1 protein-coding gene is annotated in these 1,257 nt (G+C 63.7%); it reads right to left on the bottom strand.

Going from position 1 to position 1,257, the window contains the following annotated elements; genetic code table 11:
• Positions 1 to 409: 409 nt before the first annotated feature.
• Positions 410 to 706 carry a hypothetical protein gene (locus AB0B25_RS32145; protein WP_357187612.1) on the bottom strand — a complete coding sequence of 99 codons (297 nt, stop codon included), beginning with the start codon at positions 704 to 706 and terminating at the stop codon, positions 410 to 412.
• Positions 707 to 1,257 lie beyond the last annotated feature (551 nt).

The following is a 1,257-nucleotide window of genomic DNA, read 5'->3' as shown; positions in this document are numbered from 1 at the left end:
CACGGCGTGTTCGTGTGGTTGTGCGCTGTGTGTGCGTAGCGTTGTTCGGCTGTGGTTTCGCGTGCCGTGTGTGCGCCCTTTCGAGTCTCACCTCGTCGACGCGACCACCGACTGGTGACGATGTGCCCTCTCATTCGGGTAGACGGCAACCGCCGGTTATCGCAGACAACCCGGCAGGGCGTCCGCCGGGCGGCGGTGAGCAGGCAGAAATTCCGGGCCTGTAGGCACGGCGTCCCCATTGTGGGGTTGCCTGTGCTCTACGACCGGGAAGTCACTGTGCCTGTCGTCGCATCGTGGGTCATCGACCCGCTACTCGGGAGGTTTCTGGCGCTGTCGCCCGGACACCGAGACGATCACTACCGCTCAGGGGCCGCCGTTGTCGGTTCGAGGCACGCGCAGGGTGGTCGGATCAGCGGCCGTGATGCCAGCTCCAGTCCCAGTGGCCGTCGCGGAAGCCATGCCATTCCCAGTAACCACGACCGAAGTCACAGTCGTTCCATTCATCGTGTCCGCGGCCCGGATTCCAGCGGAAGTTGCCCGTGTGGTCGCAGTCACGACCCCATCCATGATCATGGTCCCACCCGGTGTGCGCCACCGGAGCCGCCATCGCGGGGGCCGCGACCAAGCCGGCGGGCAACGCGACCAAAGAGCCGAGGATGGCGGCTCCGGCCAACTTCCGACGTGTTGAGGTCTTTCTTCCCAACATGATTGATCCAATCCTTGTCCTGCTTACACCACGGATGTGGGGCAAGCATGACCCTAGGAACGAAAGCTGGCTGATAGCGTCGATCAACCTGTGGGGTAGCTGGGAATCCCCGGCCGGTGCGACAACTGCGTCGCGAAACGTCGAGAATGTCCGCGAAGCGTCAAGAAAATCCCTGAACTCCAGCATCTCCACAATGGACAACGCCGTACCTACCCGGCGACAGGCACGGTGACACACCGGCCGGAGAGCGCAGGCACTCCACAACGGCGACGCCGTGCCTACCCGCCTACCGGCGCGCGATTCCTACCTGCTCACCGCCGATCGACAGACGGATTCCCGGCGGTTGCCGACCCCGCGAGCGAGACACATCGTCACCAGTCGGTGAGTTCGACGAGGTGAGACTCGGGCGAACACTCCACGAATTGCTCGCGATTACTCGGCAGGCCGCCGACCTCTCGAACAAGTCACATCACCAGTGCGTGGTCGGGTCAACGAGGTGGAACTCGAAGCAACCCCGCACACGCCACGCGAAACCACACGAACACGCCGTA

The organism is Nocardia sp. NPDC049190 (assembly GCF_040648115.1).
Lineage (GTDB): Bacteria > Actinomycetota > Actinomycetes > Mycobacteriales > Mycobacteriaceae > Nocardia.
Note: the sequence above shows the minus strand (reverse complement) of the source record. Positions and strands in the feature narration are given on the sequence as shown.